The sequence below is a fragment of the Gemmatimonadota bacterium genome, assembly GCA_041390105.1.
Lineage (GTDB): Bacteria > Gemmatimonadota > Gemmatimonadetes > Longimicrobiales > Gaopeijiaceae > JAGQIF01.
In genome coordinates this window covers 409,605-435,316 of record JAWKQO010000001.1, presented here as the reverse complement: position 1 = coordinate 435,316, position 25,712 = coordinate 409,605, and the positions used below count along the sequence as shown (strand labels likewise).

General features: G+C 67.8%; 19 protein-coding genes. 4 read left to right on the top strand and 15 right to left on the bottom strand.

Annotated elements, in window-relative coordinates; all coding sequences use genetic code 11:
• Positions 1–61: 61 nt before the first annotated feature.
• The 7 genes from R3E10_01910 to R3E10_01880 are packed head-to-tail and all read right to left on the bottom strand — an operon-like array spanning position 62 to position 9,337.
• On the bottom strand, positions 62–772 hold the full coding sequence (locus tag R3E10_01910; protein ID MEZ4414487.1) for a hypothetical protein: 711 nt from the start codon (positions 770–772) through the stop codon (positions 62–64).
• Positions 773–792: 20 nt separating this feature from the next.
• Positions 793–3,963, bottom strand: coding sequence for a response regulator (locus tag R3E10_01905; GenBank protein MEZ4414486.1), 3,171 nt, complete (start codon positions 3,961–3,963; stop codon positions 793–795).
• Between the two features lie 29 nt (positions 3,964–3,992).
• A complete protein-coding gene (locus tag R3E10_01900) occupies positions 3,993–4,739 on the bottom strand; it encodes a response regulator (GenBank protein MEZ4414485.1) in 747 nt (248 codons plus the stop codon).
• Positions 4,736–5,404 carry a ribulose-phosphate 3-epimerase gene (gene rpe, locus R3E10_01895; protein ID MEZ4414484.1) on the bottom strand — a complete coding sequence of 223 codons (669 nt, stop codon included), beginning with the start codon at positions 5,402–5,404 and terminating at the stop codon, positions 4,736–4,738. The genes R3E10_01900 and rpe overlap by 4 nt, the downstream gene beginning before the upstream one ends.
• Entirely contained in the window at positions 5,401–6,099 is a 699-nt protein-coding gene (rpiA, locus tag R3E10_01890; protein ID MEZ4414483.1) for a ribose-5-phosphate isomerase RpiA, read from the bottom strand. The genes rpe and rpiA overlap by 4 nt, the downstream gene beginning before the upstream one ends.
• A gap of 30 nt (positions 6,100–6,129) precedes the next feature.
• Positions 6,130–6,576 (bottom strand): thioredoxin, encoded by a 447-nt coding sequence (gene trxA, locus R3E10_01885; protein ID MEZ4414482.1) that lies wholly within the window; start codon positions 6,574–6,576, stop codon positions 6,130–6,132.
• Positions 6,577–6,598: 22 nt separating this feature from the next.
• Positions 6,599–9,337: a TonB-dependent receptor gene (locus tag R3E10_01880; GenBank protein MEZ4414481.1), complete on the bottom strand. Its 2,739-nt coding sequence runs from the start codon at positions 9,335–9,337 to the stop codon at positions 6,599–6,601.
• 223 nt (positions 9,338–9,560) lie between these two features.
• Here R3E10_01880 and R3E10_01875 point away from each other — a divergent pair, with 223 nt between their 5' ends.
• On the top strand, positions 9,561–10,529 hold the full coding sequence (locus R3E10_01875) for a threonine/serine dehydratase (protein ID MEZ4414480.1): 969 nt from the start codon (positions 9,561–9,563) through the stop codon (positions 10,527–10,529).
• A 1-nt stretch (position 10,530) separates the two neighbouring features.
• The gene (locus tag R3E10_01870) at positions 10,531–11,322 is read left to right on the top strand and encodes a class II glutamine amidotransferase (protein MEZ4414479.1); all 792 of its coding nucleotides are present in this window, start codon (positions 10,531–10,533) and stop codon (positions 11,320–11,322) included.
• Here the strand turns inward: R3E10_01870 and R3E10_01865 are convergent.
• The 6 genes from R3E10_01865 to R3E10_01840 all read right to left on the bottom strand — a co-directional run bounded on the left by R3E10_01865 (position 11,297) and on the right by R3E10_01840 (position 20,128).
• The gene (locus R3E10_01865) at positions 11,297–12,553 is read right to left on the bottom strand and encodes a glutamate-cysteine ligase family protein (protein ID MEZ4414478.1); all 1,257 of its coding nucleotides are present in this window, start codon (positions 12,551–12,553) and stop codon (positions 11,297–11,299) included. The two genes, R3E10_01870 and R3E10_01865, sit on opposite strands and share 26 nt — an antisense overlap.
• The gene (gene egtD, locus R3E10_01860) at positions 12,550–13,497 is read right to left on the bottom strand and encodes an L-histidine N(alpha)-methyltransferase (GenBank protein ID MEZ4414477.1); all 948 of its coding nucleotides are present in this window, start codon (positions 13,495–13,497) and stop codon (positions 12,550–12,552) included. Before egtD ends, R3E10_01865 begins: the two co-directional genes overlap by 4 nt.
• Complete coding sequence (egtB, locus tag R3E10_01855) at positions 13,490–14,818, bottom strand: ergothioneine biosynthesis protein EgtB (GenBank protein MEZ4414476.1); 1,329 nt, start codon at positions 14,816–14,818, stop codon at positions 13,490–13,492. The genes egtD and egtB overlap by 8 nt, the downstream gene beginning before the upstream one ends.
• 135 nt (positions 14,819–14,953) lie before the next feature.
• Positions 14,954–16,162 (bottom strand): MFS transporter, encoded by a 1,209-nt coding sequence (locus R3E10_01850; GenBank protein ID MEZ4414475.1) that lies wholly within the window; start codon positions 16,160–16,162, stop codon positions 14,954–14,956.
• Positions 16,163–16,196: 34 nt separating this feature from the next.
• Positions 16,197–17,177 carry an SdrD B-like domain-containing protein gene (locus R3E10_01845; GenBank protein ID MEZ4414474.1) on the bottom strand — a complete coding sequence of 327 codons (981 nt, stop codon included), beginning with the start codon at positions 17,175–17,177 and terminating at the stop codon, positions 16,197–16,199.
• On the bottom strand, positions 17,174–20,128 hold the full coding sequence (locus R3E10_01840) for a carboxypeptidase-like regulatory domain-containing protein (protein ID MEZ4414473.1): 2,955 nt from the start codon (positions 20,126–20,128) through the stop codon (positions 17,174–17,176). Before R3E10_01840 ends, R3E10_01845 begins: the two co-directional genes overlap by 4 nt.
• Positions 20,129–20,433: 305 nt before the next feature.
• Between R3E10_01840 and R3E10_01835 the strand changes: the two genes are divergently transcribed.
• Positions 20,434–21,960, top strand: a complete 1,527-nt coding sequence (locus tag R3E10_01835; protein ID MEZ4414472.1) for a lipopolysaccharide biosynthesis protein — start codon at positions 20,434–20,436, stop codon at positions 21,958–21,960.
• Positions 21,961–21,986: 26 nt separating this feature from the next.
• On the top strand, positions 21,987–22,808 hold the full coding sequence (locus R3E10_01830) for a class I SAM-dependent methyltransferase (GenBank protein ID MEZ4414471.1): 822 nt from the start codon (positions 21,987–21,989) through the stop codon (positions 22,806–22,808).
• 61 nt (positions 22,809–22,869) lie between these two features.
• Here R3E10_01830 and R3E10_01825 read toward each other — a convergent pair whose 3' ends face one another.
• Complete coding sequence (locus tag R3E10_01825) at positions 22,870–23,673, bottom strand: sugar transferase (protein ID MEZ4414470.1); 804 nt, start codon at positions 23,671–23,673, stop codon at positions 22,870–22,872.
• Positions 23,674–24,057: 384 nt separating this feature from the next.
• Positions 24,058–25,530: a sigma-54 dependent transcriptional regulator gene (locus tag R3E10_01820; protein MEZ4414469.1), complete on the bottom strand. Its 1,473-nt coding sequence runs from the start codon at positions 25,528–25,530 to the stop codon at positions 24,058–24,060.
• Positions 25,531–25,712 lie beyond the last annotated feature (182 nt).

The window sequence follows — 25,712 nt, the reverse complement described above, 5'->3', positions numbered from 1 at the left end:
TGGTCTCGAGGTCGGTCATGCTCGCGGAGGCGCCGGAGGAAGGAACTGCTCTGGATACGCCCTACGACGACAGGAGTGCCGCCGCCAAGCCGGACGAAACCACCTGCAAGGTCAGGTTGTCGCTGCCGTGCGGACTGGCCGCTTCGACGACGACTGCCACCCCTCCGATGGCCAGGGCGGCGAGGACCGTGTCCGCCCCGCACCACGCCCCCCCCAGCGCCGCCCAGACGAGCACGGCCAGGACGCTGGCGCCCAGCACCGCCAGGGAGCCCTCGACGGTCCGGTGGGCGCGAATGCCGAACAGGCCCGGCACGCGGTAGGGGTGGGCTCCCCAACGCGTCCCGACCGGCTCGGCCAGCGCGTCTCCCCATCCACCCACCAGATAGCCGACCGCCGCGTAGGGGCCCCACCACCACTCGGAGAGGAGACCGCCCACCGCCGTCGCCAGCATGGGAACCCACACGAGTCGCCCTGCATGCGGTCGATCCTTCTCACGGGCCAGGGCGCCGAACAACGGAGACCGGTCTCCGCGCACCAGCGCCACCAGCACCACGAGCACCACGACCCCACCGAGCCCGACGACAGCCGCGGTTCCCCCCGCCAGGCGCGCAGCGGCCGCCACGCTGAAGATGGCGAAATGGAAGACCTTGCGGGTGTATGCCGTCGCGACGCCCCGCCGTTTCATGCGGGTCACGAGCCACCATACCGGTGGGACCGTTCCCAGGGCGAGGCCGGCCCCGGCCAGGCAGCGCCACAGCGCGAGGGCGACCACTTCAGGGCCGTCCTCGAAGCTCAGTGCGCCAGTGCGCTCCGTTCCGAGAGGATGGATCCCACCACTTCGCGCAACTGCTCACGCAAGTCGTCCTTCTTCAAGACCACCCCTGCGGTCCGCGCCTCGAGCTCCGTCCTCTCCTCGGCCGTCAACGTCTTGCCGGTGAGGACCACCACCGGAAGCCCCAGGTACTCGGGGTCGGATCGGATCTCGTTGAGGAAGGTCATGCCGTCCATGACGGGCATCATCAGGTCGAGGAGGACCAGGTCTGGATGATACCCGGAAAGGACGTTGAGTGCCTCACGGCCGTTCGCGACCGATTGGACCTCCAGCTCGGTGCTGGAAAGGTAGCGCTCCACCTGGTCCCGGGTAGCGGCATCGTCATCCACCAACAGGATGCGCCGCCCGTTGCGCGGCAGGCTGCGCCAAAGCGTGCGGAGGAAGGCGTCGCGCTCGACCGGTTTGGTGAGGAGGTCCACCGCACCGAGCGTGCGCCCACCCCCTTCCCCGGCCACGATGCTCACTACGACGACGGGCACGTCCTGGAGACCAGGATCTCCCTTGAGTGCGCGGATGAACTCCCACCCGTTCATCCCGGGCATCATGAGATCCACGGTGATCAGATCGGGGCGTCGTTCGCGTGCCTTCGCCAACCCGTCCTCACCGCTCGCGGCGGTCACGACCTCGAGGCCGAACTCCTTCAGGTGGTGCACGATCAGGAGGCTGGAGTCGCGCTCGTCATCGACGACCAGGGCCAGCTGGCGGCCCCGGGCTCGTAGCCGTGGATCGAGGTCCAGGTCGTCCAGCGTACGGCCGGCGACCGACAGGGGGTCCCTCTGGGTCCGACTCGGCGGCTCCGGGACGACGATCTTGAAGGTGGAGCCCTTCCCCACCTCGCTGGACACCTTCAGGTCGTAGCCGAGCAACTGACAGATGGAGCGGCTGATGGTCAGCCCCAGGCCGGTGCCGCCATAGCGCCGTGTGGTTCCCGCTTCGGCCTGCTGGAAGGCTTCGAAGATCGCCTCCAACCGATCCTGCGAGATGCCGATCCCGGAGTCGACGACGGATAGGGCCGTCACCTGCCGGGACGCCGGGGACGCATCGACTTTCACCACCACCTCTCCGGTCTCCGTGAACTTCAGCGCATTGCCGACCAGGTTGATGATGACCTGCTTCAAACGGCGCGGGTCGGTGCGGAGCGGCCGCAGATCCTCTGGCACCTCCGCCCGCAGCTGCACAGCACGGCCCCGTACCTGTCCCTCCATCTGGTGCAACGTCTCGCGCACCAGGGTTCGTACGTCGACCGGGGCCAGCTCGACTTCCATTCGCCCAGCCTCGACCTTGGCGAGATCGAGGACGTCGTTGATCAGGGTCAGAAGGTGCTTTCCGTTGTCCTGGATGCGGCGGGTGAACTCCAGATCCTGGTCCGTCAGACCGCCGCCGCGGTTCTTCAGCAGCACGTTCGCGAATCCGATCACCGAGTTGAGCGGGGTCCGGAGCTCATGACTCATGCTGGCCAGGAAGTGGCTCTTGGCCCGATTGGCGGCCTCGGCTTCCTCCTTCGCAACGCGCAGAGCCTCTTCGGCGCGACGCCGCGGAGTCACGTCCTTCCCGAAGACCACGACGCCACGGGGGCCGAGGTCTCCCAGAATCGGGTTGAAGAAGAGTTCGAAGTGCCTCTCCTGCCCGTCGATCTCCTCGGTGCGGACCTGCGAGAAGCGGGCCCCTGCCAACGCGCGCTGATACAGCTCGCGGTACCAGTCCACCTCGTCGATGCGGAACACTGCTTCCAGGGGAGCACCCACGCGCGGCTCGCGCCCGGTGCGTGCCTCAACCATCAGGGAGAAGGCCGAGTTGAACGTGATGAGCCGCAGCTGCGGGTCCACGGACCAGATCGCGTCGCCGGTGTTCTCGACGAGGGCCGTGAGGTTCGCCTTCGACGCCTCCAGCGCCCGCTCGGCCAAGCGCTGGTCGGTCACATCGCGGAAAATGCTGCGCGTCGCGACCGGGCGCCCATCCTCGAAGCGGCAGTTCATGTTCCCAGAGCAGATGATGATCCGCCCATCGGCAGCGACGAACTCCACCTCGACGTGCGTCGCGGACTCACCGGCCAACACGCGTTGGAACTGTCTACGGAATCGGCTCAGCGAATTGGGGTGGACGATGGAGAAAAGGTCGAGCTCGGCAATCTCCGAGTCGGTGTATCCCAGCGTCTGTTTCCACGCTCGATTCGCGTAGAGGATCCGTCCGTCGGGGGCCGCACTCTGCAGCAGGTCCGAGGCGTTGTCCAAGAAGTCCTGGAGCTGGTGACGGCTCTCCTGGAGAACCCGCTCGTGCGCGAAGGCTTCTCCGCCCAGGCGCAAGCGCGCGTACAAGCTCAGCAGCAGTCCCACCAGCACGGCCAGGTAGCTACCGACCTTCAGCACGTGGGCCATGTCGTAGAGCCCGTCGAACGGCCTGGTCGAGAAGGCCATGTAGGCGACGTGTGAGACGACGCCCATCCAGAGGCCCATGACCAGCCAATGCTGGAAGCGCTCCCGCCGCCACCCCTCTCGCCGCAGGAAGCCCACCAGCACCAAGGCGAAGAGGAGGGCCGGGATCAATTCGAAGGGCCGTTCGATCCCCAGGCTCGGGCGCAGCGCTTTGGGCATCGCGCCTTGGGTCGTCACCACTCCCAGGACCAGCGTCGACGTGATCCCCACGAGGTAGAGCCACAGATCCCGGGGCCGGGACCCTTCCGGCTTCAAGCGGTCTCCCGCGGCGAAGGCGCCCAACAGGAAAAGGCCCAGGTGGATCTGGGCCGCGAGCCACGTCCAGCTGTCGCGCTCGGCGAAGCGCTCACCGGCATGCAGCGGGGTGAGCGGACCAGACACGACCGCGTGCACGGCCGTGAGCGCCCCAGCTCCGAGGAAGCCGATCGCGACGTAGATGAACAGGCGCTCCGGACGCGCATAGTACCGCACCAGCGCCAGCCCACCGACGGCGATGGCGAAGACCATCGCGACGGCTTCCAGCAGGGAGTGTAGCGACGCGTTTCCCAGCCAGGCGGTGGTGCGACCCAGCACCGCCAACAGCAGGAACGCGATGAGCATCACCCAATAGGTGATGATCCGCGAACGAGTGCGGTCGCGCCCCGGGACGGGCTCCGAGAAGAGGGCGGACGGACCGGCCTCGGGGGCTCCGGCGCGCACACCGCTCCGCCGCGGGCGTCCCTCCGGGCTCAGGAAGCTGGTTTGCGCCACCTCTCGATGGCCTCGATCAGCGCGTCCTCGTCCACGATCGGCTTCGTCAGATAGTCATCGAAGCCCAAGCCGATGAAGCGTTCGCGGTCTCCCGCCATCGCGTGGGCGGTCAGCGCGACCACGGGGAGCTCCGTCAGGTCCGGGATCTGCCGCAGGTAGGCCAGGACCTCGGTTCCGTCCATCTCCGGGAGGGAGATGTCCAGGAGCACCACCTCGGGGGGATCGCCAGCGATCCCGGCCAGGGCCTCCTTCCCGTTCTCGTACTCGGAGATCTCGTAGCGGTCTCCGAGCAGCGCCTGGATCAGGAGCCGGTTGTCCGGGTTGTCCTCGACGACGGCAATTCTTGGCTTCACTCGGCGATCCTTTTCCGATGCCCCCGCGACGGTGGGGGGCCCGACCAGCTCGAGCAGCGCCCTGGCAAACTCGGTTTCCAGGGCCGCCACCAATGCCTCGAGGCCAGAGACCTCCCCGGATTTCAGGGCTTTCTCCGCGTCCTCGGCATGCCCGGCCAGCCGGACTGCACCCAGGTTCAGGGCCGTGGAACGAAGCGAATGAGCGGCCCGAACCGCTTCCTCCCGCCCTTCAGGGCGAGAACCGTGCCGGATGGCCCGAATCCTCTCGGGCGTCTGCTGCTCGAACATCTCGACGAGCTGTTGGGCCAGTCCGTCGCCACCCCATTCCTTCAGGCGTTCGAAGCGCTCCCACTCGATGGCGGGGTCGCTCATGCGCGGGCCCCCAGTGCGTCCCTGAGCGCCCGCAGGCCGGCGGTCGCACCGTCGGGGTGACCGTAGACGGCCGATCCGGCCACGAGGACCTGCGCTCCGGCATCGGCCACCTCGGGCGCAGTGAGGGGATCGACGCCGCCGTCCACCTGGAGGACCGCCTCCGGCCGCCCGGAGCCTGCCAGCAGTCGGGACGCCTCCTGGATCTTGGGCAGCATCGACCGGATGAACCGCTGCCCGCCGAACCCGGGATTGACCGTCATCACCAGCAGCAGTTCGAGGTCGCCCACCACGTCCCCGACCGAAGACAGTGGCGTGGCGGGATTGAGCGCGACGCCAGCGGGGACGCCCAGTCGCGCGATCTCGGACAGCGTGCGATGCAAGTGCGGACACGCCTCGCGGTGGACGGTGATCCGATCCGCTCCCGCCCCCACGAAGTCCGCCAGATAGCGATCAGGGTGCTCGATCATGAGATGCACATCGACCGGCAGGCGGGTCGCCCGCTTGACCGCTTCCGTGACGACAGGGCCAATCGTGAGGTTGGGCACGAAGTGACCGTCCATCACGTCCACGTGGATCCAGTCCGCCCCGGCTCGCTCCACTTCCTGAACCTGTTCAGCCAGGCGCCCGAAGTCGGCGGACAGAATCGAAGGCGCGAGCAGGATCACGCGTGCCCCCTGCGCAGGATCTCCACTGCGTCTCCCCGCGCAATGTGTACCTCGGTCGCCAAGCCCACGAAGAGCCCGGTCTCGACGACACCGGCCCGAGCCTGCAGGGCGCGGTCCAGGGCAGCGGGGTCGGAGATGCCGGACGTAAAGTGACAATCGAGGATTACGTTCCCGTTGTCCGTGCGATAGGCGGTCCCATCGGATCCCAGTCGGAGACGCGGCTCCGCGCCCAGCCCCCGCAGGAAGCGGTCGTGCGCGCCGTGCATGAACGGAACGACCTCGACAGGCAGTGGGCAGCGCTCTCCGAGTCGGCTCACGCGCTTGGTCTCGTCCACCATGACCAGGAACGCGCGTGCCGCTTGTACAATCATCTTCTCACGCAACAACGCCCCGCCCAGGCCCTTGATCAGTTGAAGGTCAGAGTCCACCTCGTCGGCACCATCGACGGCGAGATCGAGAACCGGGTTGCTCTCGAGCGTGACGAGTGGAATGCCCTCCTCGTGGCACACGCGCTCGGTGCGCTCCGAGGTCGGTACGCCCGCGATGTCGGACAACCGGCCATCTCGCAGCGCGCCGCCCAACGCCCGCAGGAACAGATCGGCCGTCGAGCCCGTGCCCAATCCCAAACGCATGCCGGAGTCGACCCGCAGAAGGGCGCTCTCCGCCACGATCGCCTTTTGTCGCTCCGCGTCCACTGCGGACCGTGGTTCCGGTACCACCCGGGCTCAGGCCACGGCGCGGGTCACGAGAGACCGCAACTCGTCGGGCATGATCCCAACGCTCCGCCCCACCTCTGCGCCGTCCTTGAACATGATGACGGTGGGAATGCTGCGAATGCCGTAGCTCTGCGCGACCGTCGGGGCATGGTCCGTATCCACCTTGACGACCAGCAGCCGACCCCGCTCCGCGCCGGCGATTTCGTCGATCATCGGTGCCAACATCCGACAGGGGGCACACCAGTCCGCATAGAAATCCACGAGCACGGGCACGTGTGCATCGAGGACGGTGCGTTGGAAATCCTCTTCCTGGACCTTGACGGGCCTGTCCAGCAGAAGTGGCTTCTCACAACTGCCACACGTGGGGCGCGCGTCGGCGCGCCCCACGTCCACTTTGTTCAGCGTCAGGCAGAAGGGACACCGTACGGTGGCGGTCCGGTCTGTTCTCTCACTCATCAGGCCCCTTCCCTACCGGTACTCAGAACTCGAACTGCAGCCGCGTCAGGATCAGTCGCCCGATCTCGGGGGCACCGATGAACTCCTGATGCATGCTGTCGAAGACGTTGCTTGCGGTGATCCCGAAGCTGGCCCCCGAGTACCAGGGCAGCGCGTAGCTGAAGTTCGCGTCCACCACGGTGTAGGCATCCACCTCGCCGATGTACACACCCGAGTTCATCGGGAATCCGGCCGTGAACCGCGCCCGTCCCTCCAGCGTGACTCCACTCCGGATGTCGGAGAAGCGGGCCCCCAGGGACCCCTTCCTCTTGGGGGCGTTCAGCGCGACGTCGAGCGACCCGGTGCAGTCGACCGTGCCATCTTCGTTCGCGTCGAAGCAGTCCTTGCTCACCAGCGACAGACCTCCGGTCAAGGAAAACCGATCGCTGACCAGGAACTGGCCCGCGAAATCCGCGCCCCAGAAGGTCACATCACCGAAGTTCCGATAGGTCAGGATCAGATCGGGCGTCTCCTGCCCGTCCGGAACCACCGTACCCAGTGGGATCCGTGCGTAGGCGGTGGTCAGCGCGGTGGCCAGCCCCTGGATCGCCGCTGCCGGAACCCCCTGGCCCGCCAAAGGCGCCAGGCGCTGGCCGAGGTACGCACCGAGCGTCTGGGGATCCAGGAACACCGATGGCGTCTCGACGCGCAAGGGACCGATGAAGTCCTGTACCTGCGTCCGGTAGAAGTCCGCCGACAGCAGGAAGCGCTCTCCGAGGATGCCCTTGTACCCGGCCTCGATGCTGTTTGTGATCGTGGGCTTGATGCGGCCGATCGCCTCCGGGCCCGGATCATCGAAGAACGAGGCCTCCTCGGAGTTGAAGCGCCGCAGCAAGGTACCGATTCCGCCCGCCAACGGGTTGCCACTGGTCAGCAGTGTTGGCAATGCCGGGTTCTGCAGTAGCGGCAACAGCGGTTGCAACTGCGGATCGACGGCAGCCTGCTGCAGAAGAAGCCCGACCACCGTGGGCGCGAGGGCATTGACGAAGAGCGCGCCGTTGGCCGGGAGTTGTCCGGTCTGGAACGGCGAACGCATGCACAGCTCCTGGAAGCCGCCCGCGCACGTGTCCGTGAAGGAGAAGCCGGACTCCGGCACGCCCAGGGTGCGCACGTCGTAACCCACGGATCCAACCGGGATGCGCCCGGCCAACAGATCCAGGAAGAGGTTGTTGGTGGTGGGCGTGGAGAAGGCGCGATTGAAGGTCAGGCGGAAGTTCTGGTTCTCGTTCGGGTGGAAGACGAGCGCGGCCCGGGGCGAGAAGACCAGATCCTCCAGGCGATTGTGATCATCGACGCGCAGCGCGGCCACGAGATCGAACTGATCCGAGAGGGCCGTCGTCGAGTGGATGTAGCCGCCCATCTCGTTGATGGCGTCGTCGTCCTCGTTGCGCCCGGTGATGGTGCCTTGCGTCTCCGGGCGCGTCCACTGTCCGTCCGCGCCGAAGATGAACTCCTGGCGCTCTCCGACGTTGAAGGCGTACTGGAGTTGGCTGGCGTAGAACTTGGACTCGTCGATGATGGGCTGCCCGGTACGCAGCAAGTAGGTGTCGCCGGCGTTGCTGGAGTTCAGGAAGAACTGCGCGAACAGGCCACCCTTGTTCAGTCGGGTCTGGAAGTAGGAGTAGGTCCAGTCGTCCGCCTGGCCCGCTCCGATTCCGGTGAGCTCGATGCTGGAAACCGACCGATTCATTCCCGCATTGAAGATCAACTCGCCATCGTCCCAGGGTCGGAGATCCAAGCGAGCTTCCCCGCCCCACCGCTTCTGATTGAAGTCACGGTTCCCGATGAGCGGGTTGCTCGGGTTCTGAGCCTGGGCGGCCACCTCGGCCGGGTCGCTGTACTCCCAGTCGTTCCCCTGCGAGTACTGACCCGAGACCTTGAAGCCCACGTTCTCGGAGAGGCGAACACCGGAGCGGAACTGCCCCTGGAACACCGAGCGCTCGCCGCCCGCGAAGGCGACACGCGTCCCCGGATCGTCGATCGGAGAGGTCGTGATCATGTGCAGCACGCCGCTCGCGCTGTTCGGCCCGTAGAGGGCCGCGCCGGGCCCGAGCACCACCTCGATGCGTTGCAGGTCGAGATTGTTGATCGGAATGAAATTGAAGGCGTTGACCCGGAGCGAGGGCACGCTCGCATAGCGGTTGTCGGCCATCACCAGGAGAGCACCGGAGAACACGTTGTTGAATCCGCGCGCGACCACGTTGCTCTGGGACAGCCCAGACTGCGCGACATCGACGCCAGGGAGCGCCTTGACGTGCTCCACTGGGGACAGAGCCGTCCGCTCCTCGATCGCCTCCGCACCGACGATGGTCACGGAAGCCGGCGCTTCCAACGCCTTCTCCTGTCGACGCGACGCGGTGACCACGATGGGATTGAGCACGAAGGCGGTGGAGCGCAGCTCCACGGTGACGTCCGTGGTCTGGCCTGCGGTGATGGTGACTCCGTCCACCCGGGTGGATTCATACCCCAGCAGGGACACCGCGAGCGAGTACGTGCCGGCTACGAGCGAGAACCGGAACTGCCCATTCGCATTCGTGAACACCCCGGCCGCCTGGGCATCGCCGGCTCCGAGGACCTCGACGGCAACGTCGGACAGCGCAGCCCCGGTTTCGGCATCCACCACCCGTCCGTTGAGCGTCCCCTGTTGCCCCTGGAGGGGGGTGGTCACGAGGCCGAGGCCGACCAGAGCCCCGAGCGCGAGACTCGCCAGTTTGGTACGCATCGAACTCCTCATGGGAAAGGTTCAAGGGCGGCTCGCAGAGCCGCCGCATGCGACTCGCCGCCCGGGTCCGGACGGACGTTCCCGGGGGTGGTTGGTCGAAGGTAGAGGCGGGGCTCGGGGGCAGCAACCGGTTGCAGTCCTTGAACCTTGGTCGGGTCCCGCCTGGCGATGCATGGCTCCCCCCGTCAGGTTGGGGCGCTGCCCCCGTGTCGCGGAGTCATGGATGATCGACCCCATCGCCGTGGAAGCGGTCGAGCGAGCGGCCCGCCAGATCGCGGGCCAGGTGCATCGCACTCCGATCCACACCTGCCGGGCCCTCGATCGACGGGCAGGCTCCCCACTGGCGTTCAAGTGCGAGACGTTCCAGAAAACGGGCTCCTACAAGGTCCGCGGAGCACTGAATCGTGCGCTCACGCTGCCGGACGAGGCACTCGCCCGCGGGCTGGTGACGGTGTCCGCGGGCAACCACGCCCAGGCCGTCGCCTGGGCCGCACAGCGCGCCGGGACGCATTCCGTGGTCGTGATGCCGGAATCGGCACCACGGGCCAAGGTCGAGGGCGCGCGGGGGTACGGTGCCCGCGTCGTGTTGGTCCGGGACGCAGCCGCCGCCTTCGAGGAAGCCGAGCGCTTGGCCGCCGAGGAGGGCTACACCCTGCTCCACCCGTTCGACGACCCGCACGTGATCGCCGGCCAGGGCACGGTTGGACTGGAGATCCTGAGTCAGGTGCCCGACGTCGAACGGGTCGTCGTCCCGGTCGGGGGTGGCGGGCTGATCGCGGGGACGTGCGTCGGGTTGGGCGCGCTGCGTCCCGAGGTCGAGATCTGGGGCGTCGAGCCGTCAGGCGCCGCGGCCATGCGGGCAAGCCTCGATCAAGGGAAGCCGGTGCGCTTGACCCGGGTCGCCTCGATCGCCGACGGGTTGGCCGCGCCCATGGCCGGCGCCCTCACCTACCCCATCGTCAGGGAACGTGCCCGCGACGTGGTCACCGTGGAGGACGCCGAGATCGGTGACGCCATGCGATGGATCCTCGAGCGAGCCAAGCTCGTCGTCGAACCCGCGGCGGCGGCGGGATTGGCTGCACTTCTCGCCGGGAGGATCCCGCCCCCTACGGGCGGAGGGGTCACCGTCCTCATCCTCTCGGGGGGGAACGTCGACCCGGACCGGATCCCAGCACTGCTGCGAGGAACCTGACGTGTGCCGTCTGGTCGCCTACGCCGGACCGAAAGCGGAGCTGGCGCCTCTCCTCTTCGGAGGCCAGCACTCGCTCCGCCATCAGAGCTGGGCTCCTCGCGAACTGCTGTCGGGCTCCGTGAACGCGGACGGGTGGGGGATCGTCTGGTTCCACCGGGGGCAGCCCCTGCGCATCGCGGACGAGCGGCCGATCTGGCAGGCAGGAGAACTGGAACCGCTCCTCCGAGCACAGCGCAGCTCCGTGGCTCTGTCCGCCGTTCGCAACCGCACGGACGGGGTTCCGGGAGGTGCCGTGGGGACACCGCCGCTACTGCGGGGCGGCTGCGGCTTCGTGCTCAACGGGTTTCTGGCCGGGTATCGTGAGCGCCTGCTCCGACCCCTGCTGCACCGCTTGTCGGATCCGACGCTGTCCCTGTTGGAGGGAGCCACCGATAGCGAGTTGGTGTTCCTCAACGTGCTGGAGCGCATCCGGGCGGGAGAGACCGCACCAGACGCCCTGGCCGCGACGGCAACCTGGGTGCTCCACCTCGCGCGCGACCACGGTCTGGATGCCCAACTCAACTGTGCGCTGGCTACAGCGGACGGCGTAGCCCTGACCCGGGCCTCCAGCCGGGGCGCATCCAACAGCCTCTACCTGGGCCGGGCTTCCCCTCTCGTCCCGCGGGACGGCACCCTGGCCGCGTCCGAACCCCTCGACGACGGTGCCACTTGGGACCCCGTTCCCGAGGGGTCGTTGGTCACCTTGGACCCGGCCGGTGGGAGCCGCATCACGCCCCTCCCCGCCGGGCCGTGACCCCGGCGGGGCCAGCCGGCGCCCAGCCGTTGGCCTGGCGCACGGCGGCCGCTGGGACAGGTCTCGAACCCAGGTCCAGCCCGCGTGCCGTGAATGCCTCGTAGTACCGCGCTGCCCGCGCCCAGACGTCGGGTCCCAGGTGCAGCGGCCTCAGTCGTTCTCCCGCTTCCAGGGCCAATTCGAAGGCCCAGCAGGCCCGGGCTCGGCGCCGGGGATCGGCCAGGCCGTCCCGGGCCGCACCCGCCCGGTCCGCCGCCGTCGGCAGGGGGAGCGCCTCCAGCACGCGCGCGAGCGCCTGTTCGTCGTAGAGTAGGCAAAGGCTGAACACCAACGGCGCCGCGAGCCACTCCACAGGCACTGTGTCTAGGCAGCGCAGCTCCAGATACCCTCGCGGACGCACGTCGGGAAACAGGGTGCTGAGATGCGTACGCCAGGCAGTCGTCGGCTGCCCCCCCTCCACGAAGGGCGCACTTCCTGTTAGGAAGGGCTCGGCCGCCAGGGCATATTCGAGATACTCGTCGACCGGCGCCCGCCCCGGTCCCACGACGCCGGTCCGGCTCGGATCCAATGCGAGCCACTGCGCTGCGCGCACACTGCGCCAACCGGTGTCTCGTCCGTCGGCCATCGGGGAGTTGGCGAAGATCGCCGTCAGCAGCGGGGCGATGCGGTTGGCCGCGTTCCAGCGGAGGAAGGGCCGAGCCCCCAGGTCGAGGTTGATCTGCAGCGCGCAACTCTGCCGCATCATCCGGACACCCGCGTCCCCGCGCGCGTCGAAGTGGGCCTGCATGGCCCGATAACGCTCCGCCGACAGCTGCAGCGTCGTCTTCGTCAACGGCGTGACCGGATCGTAGCCGAGTGCCAGCAACTCGACTCCCTCGAGTGTGGTGAGGGGACCGTGCACGGCCTCGAGGCAGTCGATGGCTCGATCGATCGTCGGCGCCGTCGCTGTGCTCACTTCAAGCTGTCCCCCGGGCTCGAAGGAGATGCGGCAGCCGCAGGGCGCCTGGAAGGTCCCCTCCGGGTTCCAGGTCCAATTCACCCGCGCTGCGAGACGCTCCAGGCGCGCGCGCATCCCTTCCCTACCTTCCACAGGCACGCGACTTCCGACGGGCGCCATGGGTAGAAGCTCCAACTCGAAGCCGACCCGATCCGGCAGCGCCGTGGCCTGCGACGCACGAAACAGCCGATTGGCGACGTCCGCCTCCAGGACCTCCCGATCGTGATGGTTCATCCCCGAGGTCCGCTCAACGCCAGCGCGAAGCGACCGTCCCGGTCGCTCATCCACTCCTTCAGCTGCAGCCCCGCCGCCGTGCAGAGGGTCTCGACGCCCGTGCGGTCGTACTTGCAGGAGATCTCCGTACGGAGGCGCTCCCCGGCGCTGAAGTGGATCCGCTCGCCCGCTACGTCGACCGCGTGGGGCATGCGGGCGACCAGGTGCATCTCGATCCTGCCTTCCTCCTCGTTGTAGAATGCCAGATGCTCGAAGCGGCCTGCGTCGAACGAACCCTGGAAACGCCGGTTCAACACACTCAGAAGATTGCGGTTGAAGTCCGCGGTCACTCCTTGCCGGTCGTTGTATGCGCGCTCCAGCTCCTCGACGCTCTTGCGCGGTCCTGGCTTGAGGTCCACGCCCAAAAGGAAGTGATCTTCGGGAGCCATCCGTGCCCGCACCCCCGCGAGCAGTTGGATGGCGGCCTCGGTTCTGAAGTTCCCGATCGTGCTTCCGAGGAACGCGAACAGCGTCGGCGCCTCGCGCGGCTCCGGCAGTGGGTAGCCGCCCGTGATGTCTCCCACGGACGGCTGTACGGAAAGCCCGGGAAACTGTCCGCGCAGGCGTGCCGCCGTCTGCTCCAGGAACTCCCCACTCACATCCACGGGAACGTACGTCGCGGTCGCATCGCCCCCAGGCGTGATGCTACACAGCTCCTCGAGCAGCAGCTCTGTCTTTTCGGCACTGCCCGCGCCAAGCTCCACCAGCGTGCGCGGCGCCAGCTCCCGCATGAACTCCGGGGCCCACAGCTCGAGGAGCGCCCGCTCGGTGCGGGTCGGGTAATACTCTTCGAGCCGCGTGATGCGCTCGAACAACTCGGAGCCGCGCCGATCGTAGAAGTACTTGGACGAGACGCGCTTCGGCCTGGACCGCAGCCCTTCGAGCAGGGTGGACGCTTCAGACATCGCGAGCGCAGCGGAGGCCGCTGAAGATCTGGCGTCGGATCGGATAGTCCCAGTTCCGGAACGTCGCACGGATGGCACCCGGACGCGTCGCCCAGGAACCGCCACGCAGGACCTTGTACTCGTTCCCGAAGAACACTTCCGAGTATTCCTTGTACGGAAAGGACCGGAATCCCGGGTATCCGTGGAAGTCGGTGGCCGTCCACTCCCACACATCGCCGATCATCTGCTCGCACCCACAGGGCGAGGCCCCGTCGGGAAAGAATCCGACGGGAGCCGTGTCGAAGGCGAGCTGGTCGAGGTTTGCGACCCTCCCGGTCGGCATCGCATCGCCCCACGGATAGCGCTCCTTGCGCGACGCTACAGAGTTCCAGCTGGCAGCGGCCTCCCATTCGGATTCGGTCGGGAGACGTTTCCCCACGAAACGTGCATACGCCTCTGCCTCGTGGTAGTTGACGTGACACACGGGGTGATCGGGGCGCACCGGGCCCTCCCGCTCGAAGACGCGCACCGCCCAGCGCTCCCCTTCCAGCGCCCAATACTTGGGTGCCGAAACGTCCTCCGCACAGCGCCACTCCCACCCGGCATCCGACCAGAGTGAGCGCTCGTGATACCCCCCGGCATCCATGAAGCGGAGGAACGCACGGTTGCTGACCGGCGCCACGTCGATGTCGAAGGCCGGCACCTGGATCGCATGGCGGGGCCGCTCGTTGTCGTAGGCCGTCGACCGATCGTCCGTTCCGATCTCGACCAAGGCGCCGGGAAACCGAGCCATCACGCCCTCCAGCTCCTGAGCCCGCCCCCACGCCTCGGGGAACGCGCGCACACGGGGAGGAACCCAAGGGGTGCCCTTCTTGAGTTGCAGCGTCTGCAGAATGGTCTCGTTGTGCTGGTATTCGTGCTGAAGAACGAGGTGGTAGACGAAGCCCTCCTTCCGCAGCGGATCCTCGTTGAGTTCGTCGAGGCCTCCGTCCAGCAGGCGCTCGGTCACGCGCGCTCGGATCTCGCCCAGGATCCGTACGAGCTCCGACCGTCCCGGCAGGTGCAGACGATCCCGGGTCGAGCGCGGGTTCTCGAAGGGATTGTAGACGCCGCGCAGACCTTCTCCCTGTGCCTGGGTCCCCTGCAGCCGCTCGAAGAGCCAAACGTCTTCGAAGTGACCGATATGGCCGAGATCCCAGACGATGGGACTCATCAGGGGATCGTGCTGGAGCCGCAGATCCTCCTCACTCAGCGAAGTCACCAGCAACCAGGTGCGGGCCCTGGCTTCCGTGAGGAGGTCGAGAAGCTCGCCGGGATCTCGTCGGGAAAGCGGGGCTGGCATCGAGCGTCCTTCGTCGGAGCGGCGTTGGGCGGCGTCAGCACTGCCGTGCGGTGTCGATCCACACAAACGCGTTGAAGGGCAGTTCGGTTCCAACGGTCCCCACACTGTCGCGGCCGGGCGGGACGAACGTCGGCGTCAGCCCCCCTGCGACTGGCCCCCCGCCCGACGAAGCGCGGCCAACCGCACCATCGCCACGATGCCGAAGGCAGGCCCGACGGCCAGCGCCGAGAACGCCGGTCCCCAGCCCCAGCGCTCTGCCAACCAGGGCGTCCCCTGGATGGTCACCATCGTCAGGAGAAAGCCCAGGGACGTCTGTAACGTCAAAGCAGTGCCTGCGGCGTGCCGAGGGGCGACCTCGGTGACGAGCGCGGAGAACTGAGCCGAGTCGGCGACCACGGAGAACCCCCACACCCACGTCACGGGGACCAGGAGCAGCAGCGACGCGTGCTGGAGCCACCCGACCGAGAGGGCGCAACTGCCACTGACGAGCAGGGCCAACGCCGCAATCCGTTCTCGCCCCCATCGATCGGCGCCGCGGCCGGCGACCAGAGACCCGGCCGCGCCGATCCCGATCGTCGAGAACGCGAGCAGGCTGGCCAGCCCGGGTCCGTGCGCGGGATGCTCGGAGAGTACATCACGATAGAAGAGCTGGATCGCGGTCCAGACCGCGTACAGCTCCCACATGTGCCCAAGATAGCCGGCGGTTGCCAGCCGCACGGGCCGGTTCCGCGCGACTTCACCAACGAGGTTCCACGCGAACGGACGGCGCTCGAACACGTGAGGTCCGTCCCGGTAGAAGGCGAGGACAGTCAGCCCTCCCACGATCGAGAACGCGGAGGCGGCGAGCACCACGGTCCGCCAGCCCAGGCGATCCACGCCCACCCCCAGATAGGGCAGCGCCTTGCCGAGGGTGAGAGCCCCGACGATGGCGCCGATGGCGAGCCCCCGGTCGGCCTTGAACCACGTGGCGGCCATCTTCATGGCCGGCGGATACACACCAGCCAAGAACACGCCGGTCGCGAGCCTGGTTGCCGCCGCCCAGCCGAAGTCGGGCGCCAGCACCAGCGCCGCGTTGCTGACGCCGGCCAGCAGGGCGGAGACCGCGAAGTAGAGACGAGCGGGTAGGATGTCCGCAATGTTGAGCAGAGCGGCCAGAGCGGTGCCACCGACAAAGCCCAACTGCACCAGTGCGGTGAGCGCGGTCGCCTGTCCCCCGCTGAGGTCCAGGGTGCGCTGCAACTCTCCCGAGAGGGCGCTGGCGGTGAACCAGACGCCCATTCCCAGGAGCTCCGCCCCCGCCAGAAGGGCGAGCGCCAGCGCGGCCGGACCCCGCAGCTCCTTCATCGACCAGGAAGAAGCACGGAGTGCGTCGCCGAACTCAACGGACGATGTCGGCCTGTGACCTCGGCTTCATCTGCCAGGACCCTGCCCCAGTGGGCACCAGCACACCCGTCAGTCGGGAAGCGACCGAATCCGGCAGCAACCAGGGGAGGTTGAAGGTGATGTCGTCGTCGAAGACGACCTCCAGCACTCCGGTGCCGTCGTTCACGCGCACCACCCGATCCCCGCTCGGCGCAGTCAGGGTGTCGATCACCGTGGCCACCCGGACCTGCACATGGTTGGCGTCCAGCGCACCGCCATTGGCGGAAGCCGCCGCCACGGTAGAGACGATCGCGGGCGTGGGCGTTCCCGTCCGGACCAGGACCTGCGAGGTCACCCCATCCAGGACGGGCTGCCCGAGGTATCGCGCAGTCCTCCCGGTGAGGCGGACGCTATCGCCCTCCGTCACCAGCGGGAAATTCCGGAGCGTGTTGATGGCCCGGATCGCAGTGGGACCATTGGATAGGTGAATGGTGCTGTCTCCGAAGGCCACGCGCGAGTTCAGCGCAAACCCTTCGATGGTGACCTTCTTGCCCACGGGCAACAGCCGAGCTTCGGCGATCGAGACCTGCGCGAGCGCCAGCCCGACCCCCTTCGTTGTATTCACGGTCGGACGCACGTTGACCGGGGTCGTGTCCGCGTCGAGAACGAAGAGCGTGTCACCCAGCACCAGTGTGTCCACTCCGATCCAGTAGGTTCCTACCGGTAGATCGGCGAATGTGTACTGTCCGTTGACGTCACTCACCTCGGTCGCGAACGCCTCACGCGCCCCGCGCACAGTCATGCGCACGGGAATCCCGGGCACCGATGGATCGGCGGCGTCTTCGCGGTTGTTGGCGTTCGCGTCGAAGTACACGCGTCCTACGACGTTGCCCACAGCCTCGATCTCCAGGATGTCCCCCGAGTCGGGAGCCGTGCAGGCTACGGCCAGCGCTACTCCGGCGACGACGCCGGTGCTCGCCCATCCCCAGCGCGTCATCGTGCGCCTCCAATGCGTAGTCCGATCCGGAAGTAGCGCCCTGCGTCACGTCGCAACAGCACGTCGCCAAAGCCGGCGTTGGCGGTCAGCGGGACCACCGTCTCCGCGCCGATCTGGCTCAGCGTCTGCGTTTCGTCCACGAGGTAGAGCGCCGCGTCGCGCACGCCGGTTTCCGCTTCGATCAGATTGAGCGCGTCGAGGGTGAGCTCGGCCACCTGATTGCCCACGCGGAACGCGGCCACCCGCAGGCGGACGTCCAGTCCCTGCACGGCCGGGCCGCGACACGCGTTGCGCTCGAATGGTCGCCCGGATGTCGCGGCCGTACAGCCGAATTCAGACAGGGCGCCACCGGTCTCTGGTCCCCCGGCGAAGGCAGGATCGTTCCGGTCGGCACCGTCCGCGTTGGCGTCCACGCCGGGCCGGAACCCGGGCGTGAACGGATCGCCCGAGCGGAATCGATACAGCGCACTCAGGGTGCCGCCTTCGAGGAACGGCAGGCGCAGGCCCACACCCGCCACCAGGCGATGAGGAACGTCGAAGTCACTGCGCCCTTCGGCCCAGGGGTCGGAACCCTCGATCAACCCCGGATCGACCATGGCGTCGAAGCTTCCGTCACGCGCCCCGATCAGGTTGTCTTCGGTCTTCGAATAGGTGTAGCTGCCGAAGAAGTCGCTATTGGCCGTGTGCCGGTCCACGGCGATCGTCGCAGCCGAGTACAGCGACCAGCCGTCGCTGTTGATGGCCACCGCGCGCTCGACCGAGGGGAACCGGCGATTCAGCGAGGCACGCGAACGCAGGAGGCTCCCGGTCTGCGCCAGGGGTCCGTAGAGGGGGCGTCCGAACTGATCCGTGCCGCCCGAGGCCAAGGCGGTGTTGGCATCTGCCATGCGCTGGAGAAACTCGGTTCTCCGGAAGACGCCTCCCAGGTGCAACGACGTGCCGGAGCCCACGCTGCGGCTGAACCCCACGGACCCACGTGCGGTGCGCGGCATGCGCAGGTTCGGTCCAAGAAGGGCGACGCGCCGTGCGCTGTAGACGTCCGCGGGAGAGGGGGCCGACGGCCAATCGTCCAACCCTGCGACTGCCTGCTCGACCACCGTCCGACCGTCCCCGACCAGCAACTGATAGATGTCCGTGGGATCGACGGGGGCCATCGAGAGGCCGACCGATCCGCGCAGCACGGTCACTCCATCCTGGGCAACGTCCCAGAGGAAGCCGAAGCGCGTCCCCAGACCAGAGAGCGAAGACACGGAATCCGAGCCCAGGGCCGTCAACGAATCCCACACCAACCCGGTGTTCCAGCGACTCTCCGGGAGCTGCTGGGTCGTGGTCTGGACACCGAAGGTGATGTCGAAGCCCGGCGCCACCGCCCAGTGGTCCTGCGCGAACCCGACGAAACGCACCATGTTGAACGAGGTCGATTCTCCGCCCGGATCGGCGGAGAGCCATGCACCCTCGCCACGGGCGAGATCCGAGGGCCCGCCGAACAGGAAACTGCCCGCCCGGTCCGGACCGGCCGTGTAGCTGTAGCGGGGCACGACGAAGCGCCCGCCGACCTTCAGTTGGTGCTCGTCCCAATCCACATGGAGCGTGGGAGCCGCTGTCAACGCGGTCCGCTCCACCTCCGCAGGCAGGGACGGATCTGTGCCGATGGGAATGCCCACACTGGCCAGCGTGGTCCGAGGAAACGCCTCTCCACCCAGCCCCTCCGATCCCAGGCTCGCTCGACGACTCGCCTCGACCCCGATCCTGGCCTCCAGCGTCATGTTGCGGGCGACCCCGGCGAAGACGGTCGCACCGACAGACGCGTCCCGCCCCTCGGTGACGCCGACCTGCCCCGCACTGGCCGGGATGCCGATGCCCAGCGGTTCCGGCGTTCGCAGCGCGGCCAGGTTCGCGCGAATGTGGAAGCGATTGCCCCCGCGTAGCGCCCAATCGAGGCGGCCGAAGGCCGACACGGCCTCGAACGGCTCGACGTAGGCGCTGGCCAGTTCGGCAGGGCTGCCGGACCAGGGGTTGGCGAGCGTCGCGGGACGAGGTGTTTCGGTGCTCCACCCCTCGACGCCCAGCACGAGTTGGGTGGTATCGGCGACGATCGGCAGGCTCACGCTCGCGCCACCTCGGATGGACCGGCTGCTGGGCACGGTGCCCGCGAGGGCGCTGGAGCTCCAAAGACCACCCCCGCTGAAGTCGCCGAACGCCTCCACCTCGGAGCGATCTCCACCGGCCCGCGTGAGGCCGGAGATGATGGCCCCGCCCCAGTCCACCCATTCCACATCGGGTTCTCCGGTCACGATCTCCACGCCAGAAAACGCCGAGCGGGTCAGGGCCAGAGCCGCCAGCGGATCGCTCGCGGTACCGGGTAGGCGCGCCGGCTCAACGGCGATCCCGTCGATATAGAAGCGTGTGAATCGCGTGGGCAGGCCCTCCGGGGAGAGGTCCTCGGAGACCGCGGTGGAGAGCCGAGCCAGGTCGGCGAGAGTCCGCCCCTGGTCGGGGAGGTCGGCCACATCGAGACGGGACAGCCAGCGTCCCGACCCGGGTCGGATCCATCCCGCCGCGCCGCCAGAGAACCCAACCGTGTCCACTTGCGTGACCGGCGGCGCCTCAGGCTCCAGCACCACCGTGAATCGGGAGGAGCCGCCGGGGCGCACCGGGACGCCGCGTACCAGCTGGGGCCGGAATCCGAGCGCCTCCGCTCGCACGTCGTAGTCCCCCGGGGGGATGGCGGAGAGCTGGACCTCCCCACCCCGCCGTGAGACGGTGCGGTAGAGCGCGCCCGACCCCTGTGACTGCAGGGTGATCTCCGCCTCGAAGACCGGATTCCCCAGCGCGTCGATCACGCGCCCCTGTACCGACCCTCCCGAAATGCTCTGGGCCAGCGTAGGGGCCGGTGCCAACAGGAGGATCAGGAGCCCGCCGATGCGCCGCCAAGCCTGATCTGACCGCATGACCGTCCTTTTCTCGCAGCTGTGTGATCCGGGAGCCCGCGACTGTACCCGTCCCCCCGAAAAACGATCGAACATCTCAAGGATCATACCGGAATCGCCGACACGCGAGCGCGGCGGCCACGAACGAGCCCTGCCCGGCCGGAGGTCCGCCCCTCCCACGGGCATGTCGCGCTTCGCCGCCCGGACCGGTAAACTGGCCGCGTCGTGCCCGCCGGAAGTTCGCCCCCGGGCACGGCCTGTGCCATGACCCAGCACACGCACTCCGGGCTAGGCCCGGCCCACATCGAACTGACCCGATCAGGACCTTGACCCCCGCCACCAAGACCGAGTCGCGTCCGGAGCCCTCGCTGGCAGTCCAGTCGGCGCTGCTTACCGGCGCCCGGGTGTTCGGCTACGTTCTGGCCTTCTTCATTCCGATCGTACTGGTCCGCATCTTCTCGCAGACCCAGTTCGGACTCTACAAGCAGACGCTGCTCGTCGCCGAGACGGTCCTGCCGGTCCTGAACCTGGGCCTCAACGCCTCGCTCTTCTACTTCCTGCCCCGCAATCGTCGCCAAGGGCATCATTTCATTCTGCAGGCCCTGGTCCTGCTCTGGGTGCTGGGCCTCGCAGGCGGACTGGCGATCGGCCTGGGAGCCGAGCCCCTGGCCCGCGCTCTCTGCGAGCCTCAGTTGGCGGCGTGCGTGCCGCAGCTGGCGAGCCTCCTGCCCATCGCCGCCGCATACGTCGCGTTCTCCCAGCCGGGCGATGTTCTCCTCTACCTCCCCATCATCGACCGGCGGCCCGTGGTCGCGGCCGTGCTGACGGTCACGAACGAGGCGCTCAAACTGGCGGTCGCGGCGACGGCGGCGGTCGTGTATCGCACCGTCTCGGCGGTGCTCCTGGGCACGGTCATCCTGGCCGTCCTGCGCGCACTGGTGCTGCTCGTATACGTGCGGAGCCGCGGCCGGGACGAAGGCGGCCGGACCAACCGCGCCGACCTGCGGCGCCAGCTCGGGTACGCACTCCCCTACGCGGCAGCCGTGGTCCTCGAGATCGCCCTCACGAAGGCGCACCACTACTTCGTCTCCACCAACGTGACCTCGGCACAGTTCGCGATCTACTCCACCGGTGTGGTGCAGATTCCGATCGCGGCGCTGTTGAGCACATCGGTGGCGGAAGTGCTGCTGGTTCGCGCCAGCGCGGTCTATCCGACGGGCGACCTCGTCGAGTTGCACCGGCTCTGGATCCGCTCGGTGTCGCGGCTCTGCGTGTTCATCGTGCCGATCTGGCTCGGCGCCGAGTTCTTCGCACCCGATCTCATCGATGTGCTGTTCGGCACCTCGTATCTGACCGCCACGCCGGTGCTGCGAATCTTCCTCTTCGCGTCGCTGCTGACGATCATCATCGACCATGGCATCCTCCGAGCCGTGGGCGACACCCGTTTTCTGTTCCTGGCCAACGGGCTGGGGCTGGCGGTCTCGCTGGCCTGGATGGCCGCCACTCCAGAGCTCTACACCCTCACCGGCGCCGTCTCCGCGTATGTCGTCGGGTTCGGCACCACGCGCGTGCTCGGCCTGGCGCGGGTCGCGCATCGCCTGGGGGTGCCTCTGCATCGCTCCTTCCCCTTCCGGAGCTTGATGACGGCCGCGGTGCTGGCGGGAGTCGCAACCGCGCCGTTCTGGCTCCTGACGCGGAGTTTTGCGAGTCCATTGGCACGGCTTGCCGTCGGCGTCCCCATTGTGGCGGTCGTCTACGGCCTGCTGGTCCTGGCCACCGGCCTGGTGTCCCGAGACGAGGCCCTGCAGCTTCTGGCACGATTCCGGCTCAAGCGGGCGCCTGACACGACCTGACACCAGACGTGAGCGAAGGAGATCCAGTGTCGACATCCGAGGTGCCCCTCGAAGAACGCTTCCAGTTCGGGGAGAACTGGGCGCGCTTCCTGCGCGTGCTGAACGACGACCGGATCGCCGGGGCAGAGCGTTCGTTCGTCGACGTTCTCGGTCTGGACGACCTCAGCGGGCTCGACTTCCTCGATATCGGCTCCGGGAGCGGGTTGTCCAGCCTGGTGGCCCGCCGGCTCGGAGCGCGGGTGCACTCCTTCGATTTCGACCCGAACTCGGTGGCCTGCACGCAGGAGCTACGCAGACGCTACTTCCCGGACGACCCGCAGTGGACGGTGGAGCGTGGCTCTGCGCTGGATCCGGAGTACGGCAAGAGCCTGGGTCAGTTCGACATCGTCTACAGCTGGGGCGTGTTGCATCACACCGGCGACATGTGGAAGGGGATCGAGCTGGCCCTCGATCGGGTGAAGCCGGACGGTCTGTTCTTCGTGGCCCTCTACAACGATCGCGGGTGGGAGAGCCGCATGTGGTGGCACCTGAAGCGCCTCTACGTCGCCCTCCCCCGCCCCCTCCAAGCGCCCTACGCGGCACTCGCCATCCTGCCCTACGAGGTGCGGGACGCGCTGGGCAAGCTGGTCCGGGGTCGGCCCTTGGACTACGTCCGCTCCTGGAAGAGCGTGGACCGCGGCATGAACCGCTGGCGGGACATCATCGACTGGGTGGGCGGCTATCCCTACGAGGCCGTGAGCGTCGAGTCGGTCACGCGATTCGCGGGAGAGCGGGGCTTCACACCGGTGGTGGTGCGGGAGACCCGTGGCCTCGGCTGCCACGAAATGGTCTATCGCAAGAACGGGTAGGCACCCGCACGACTCGCGGCGGACGGTCCGCATCCCACGGACGCCCGCGCGGCGGTGTGACCTAGCGGGAGCCCTTGCCGAACAGCATCACGGGGATCGTCCGCAGCATGATGCGGAGATCCTGCCAGGCAGAGCGCCGCTCGATGTACTCGAGGTCGAGGCGGACCTTCTGCTCGACATCCTCGATGCACTGATCGTACTTGTGGTTCACCTGGGCCCACCCGGTGATTCCGGGGAGGATTCCCTGGCGACTCGGATAGGCCGGCACCTCCTGACGCAAGCGCAGGAAGATCTCGGGTTGCTCGGGGCGCGGCCCCACCAGGTTCATGTCTCCCCGCAGGATATTGACCAGCTGGGGGAGCTCGTCGAGCCGGGTCTTGCGCAGCACCTTCCCGAGCGGCGTGATGCGCGGATCATCCGCCGATGCCCAGACCTGCGGTGCATCGGACTCCACCCGCATCGTCCGGAACTTGTAGATCGTGAAGATGCGGCCGCCGCTGTCGCGGCGACGGCGATCGTGTCCCGAGCGTCCTGCGGAACGCCGATCCTCGCTCCGGCGCTGATCGAGGCCGACGCGCGGCTGCCGATACAGCACCGGACCGGGCGAGGTGACCTTCACGAGAAACGCGATCAACACCATGAGGGGGAGGCTCAGCACCAGGAGGGTCGACGCAGCCACCACGTTCAGGACGCGCCGGATCCGCTCGCGCTTGGGAGTGCTGAGCGCGGGTCCGGTCGGTCGGACCGGGCCACGTGCCGTCCGGGGGAACGGGACCCGGGCTCCGCCCGCTTCACCGGAGATGGTCCAGGGCCGGCGATCACTTCCCGTGGAAGGACCCGCCTGGGTCAAGACGTTCGTCGTCAAGGCGTCCTCTCTGATTCTCTTGGAACCGCTCAAAGCTCGGTGTCCTTCGTAACGCTTAAGGCGTAGTTCCCAATCCCATCCGGTCACGACTCCCGCCCGTAGCCGTGCAAGGGTCGTGCGGCGGGGAGCCAGTCCGGTCCGCCGGCGTAGAATCCCACAACGGCGGGCTTTTCGGGCACCCGCTCGGTCATCGGCGGCGGGAGTGCCTGTGGCCGCGCATCGACGCCTGTGGCCCGCGCGCGACAGCTCGAGCCGCACGCGCCCGATCAGATCGCGACGGATCGGTGCGACCGGGGTCGTGACGATCGGGCCGGCGTCCAACAAAACGGGCCCCGGGGAGCATTCCCCCGGGGCCCGTCCTCCCAGCCTGTAGTGCCTGGCGCGTCAGTCACCCCGCGTCAGCAGATCGTGGCGGTCGAGCCCGTGCTTCTGCATCAACCGGTAGAGCGTGGTGCGGTCGACGCCCGCGATCCGGGCCGCATCGGACATGTTGCCGCGCGCGGTCCGCACGATCCGCTGCAGATAGCCCTTCTCGAACTCCGCCAGCACCTGCTCCCGGGCGGTGTGGTAATCCTGGTTCAGCGGAACGTCGCGCAAGAGGTTCCCGGACCCGGATACCTCCGCTCCTTCCGCGCGGTCGATGAACGGAATCTGGTCCGCCTCGATGTCGACGCCGGGCTGCAGAAGCACGACGGAGTGCTCCATGACGTTACGCAGCTCCCGGACGTTGCCTCGCCAGGGACAATCCAGCAGGGCGTCGATCGCCTGATCGGTGAGCCGCGGCGCCTCCTCGTTCGCGCCGCGATGCTGCTTCCAGAACTGCTTGAGGAAATGCTCCGCGAGGACGGGAATATCCTCGGGGCGTTCACGCAGCGGAGGGATGTGGATGGGTACGACCCGGAGGCGGTAGTAGAGGTCCCGACGCAGCTTGCCCTTCTCCACCGCGGCCATCGGGTCTTCATTGGTGCCCGCCAGGAAGCGCACGTTGACCACGGCGTCCGTGGAGGTGCTTCCCAGTCTCCGGACCACACCGTCCTGGATCACACGCAGAAGCTTGGCCTGGATGGGCAGCGGCATTTCCGTGAGCTCGTCCAGGAACAGCGTCCCGCCGTTGGCAGCCTCCAGCAGACCGATCTTCTCCTTGACGGCCCCTGTGAAGGCACCCTCCACATGGCCGAACATCTCGGATTCCAGGAGGGTCTCGGGCAGAGCGGCGCAGTTGAGCGGGATCATCTCCCGGCTGCTGCGACGACTGTTGTGGTGGATGAATTGCGCAATGACCTCTTTGCCGGACCCGCTCTCACCCGTGATGAAAACCGACGCGTCCGTGCGGGCCACCTTGCGCGCCAGCTCCACCACGCGCTGGAAGGCCGCCGAAACGCCCAGAAGGTTGATCCTGCCGTCGACCGCAGCCGACTTGAGTGGGTCGCTCTGCCCGGCGCGGCTCTCACGGGCCACGGTTACGGCGTGGGCGGCGCGCCCCATCAGGATCTGGAGATGGGTCGCCGAGAACGGCTTGGGGATGTAGTCCCAGGCTCCCGCCCTCAGGGCCTCGATGCTGGACTCGACCGACGGATTCCCGGTCATCACGATGACGATCGTATCCGGATTGGCCTCCAGCGCCGACGCCAGGATCTCCATGCCGGGCACCTGGGACATGTAGAGATCCAGGAGCACCAGGTCGAACGGCTTCCGACGCAGGAGTTCCTGGGCGTCGTCCCCCCGACCACAGACCTCGACCTGATAGCCCTCTGCCCGGAGCAGGTTGCCGCAGCTCTCACGGAGGGTATGCTCGTCGTCGACGACCAGGACGCTGATGGAGCTCTTCACTTCGGCGTCGACGAGCTGGTTCGCCATTTCACTCGATCCTGCGTTTCCCACGCTGCGCGAGGAGGGCCGGCCGGAGCCCACCCGGGTCCGGGTCGCTGTATCTTCCATGATCCTCTTCTGCCGAGCCGACGGTAAAGAGGTCCCGCTCGACCCGCTCGCAGCCACGGGATTGGTGGCGTGCGGGCGACGGACCTCGAAGCCGTGGTGGC

What these genes read in the sequence shown, in the direction of transcription:
- R3E10_01840 (MEZ4414473.1), bottom strand. Translation starts at nt 20,128, where the DNA reads ATGCGGTCAGATCAGGCTTGGCGGCGCATCGGCGGGCTCCTGATCCTC.
- R3E10_01845 (MEZ4414474.1), bottom strand. Translation starts at nt 17,177, where the DNA reads ATGACGCGCTGGGGATGGGCGAGCACCGGCGTCGTCGCCGGAGTAGCG.
- R3E10_01875 (MEZ4414480.1), top strand. Translation starts at nt 9,561, where the DNA reads ATGATCGACCCCATCGCCGTGGAAGCGGTCGAGCGAGCGGCCCGCCAG.
- R3E10_01865 (MEZ4414478.1), bottom strand. Translation starts at nt 12,553, where the DNA reads ATGAACCATCACGATCGGGAGGTCCTGGAGGCGGACGTCGCCAATCGG.
- R3E10_01880 (MEZ4414481.1), bottom strand. Translation starts at nt 9,337, where the DNA reads ATGCGTACCAAACTGGCGAGTCTCGCGCTCGGGGCTCTGGTCGGCCTC.
- R3E10_01900 (MEZ4414485.1), bottom strand. Translation starts at nt 4,739, where the DNA reads ATGAGCGACCCCGCCATCGAGTGGGAGCGCTTCGAACGCCTGAAGGAA.
- trxA (MEZ4414482.1), bottom strand. Translation starts at nt 6,576, where the DNA reads ATGAGTGAGAGAACAGACCGGACCGCCACCGTACGGTGTCCCTTCTGC.
- egtB (MEZ4414476.1), bottom strand. Translation starts at nt 14,818, where the DNA reads ATGCCAGCCCCGCTTTCCCGACGAGATCCCGGCGAGCTTCTCGACCTC.
- R3E10_01820 (MEZ4414469.1), bottom strand. Translation starts at nt 25,530, where the DNA reads ATGGCGAACCAGCTCGTCGACGCCGAAGTGAAGAGCTCCATCAGCGTC.
- R3E10_01850 (MEZ4414475.1), bottom strand. Translation starts at nt 16,162, where the DNA reads ATGAAGGAGCTGCGGGGTCCGGCCGCGCTGGCGCTCGCCCTTCTGGCG.
- egtD (MEZ4414477.1), bottom strand. Translation starts at nt 13,497, where the DNA reads ATGTCTGAAGCGTCCACCCTGCTCGAAGGGCTGCGGTCCAGGCCGAAG.